The organism is Pseudoalteromonas sp. SWXJZ94C (genome assembly GCF_015864385.1).
Classification (GTDB): Bacteria; Pseudomonadota; Gammaproteobacteria; order Enterobacterales; family Alteromonadaceae; genus Pseudoalteromonas.
Window position 1 is genome coordinate 1 of record NZ_JADYXF010000176.1, and the last position, 508, is coordinate 508.

Here is a 508-nt window from a genome sequence, read left to right on the forward strand (position 1 = left end):
AAATAATTGCGATGGTTTGTATCATCGTCGCAATTAGGGACGCGCTCAATTTATAACTAAATCAACCAATAGAATATATAAAGGACTTTTCATGCACATTAACCTACTGTATCGAAAAGTTCTTTATGTGTTTTTATCGTTACTGATCGTCTTTGCAAACACACAAACGGCTTTCGCTGCCTCCTCTTGGTCTGTCACTAGCGCTGTCTCTGCTGGTTCTCGTACCGTTGTCTCTGCCTCAAAAGCTGGTTATAAATCTGCTGTTAACATTGCTCCCACTGCTGGTCGTCTTGCTTTAAAGCTTGGTAAAGGTGCTAACTGGGCTGCTCTTGTTTATGCTGCTATACAGCTTGCCCCTGACCTCGCTGATATTGATTCTTTTAGACCTTAATACGCACAAGATAGAGTTGCTTATGATCTTAAACCACAAATTAAAAGAGCTTATGTAACAAGTGCGGGTAAAAGTTATGTAAGCATGGAAGACTCTTGTAAGTATTACATTTCCATT

General features: G+C 39.8%; 1 protein-coding gene. It reads left to right on the plus strand.

All coding sequences use genetic code 11. The features are described from left to right. The first annotated feature begins 91 nt into the window (after positions 1 to 91). Positions 92 to 391: a hypothetical protein gene (locus I6F65_RS21635; RefSeq protein ID WP_197114907.1), complete on the plus strand. Its 300-nt coding sequence runs from the start codon at positions 92 to 94 to the stop codon at positions 389 to 391. Positions 392 to 508: the final 117 nt, after the last annotated feature.

What these genes read in the sequence shown, in the direction of transcription:
- I6F65_RS21635 (WP_197114907.1), top strand. Translation starts at nt 92, where the DNA reads ATGCACATTAACCTACTGTATCGAAAAGTTCTTTATGTGTTTTTATCG.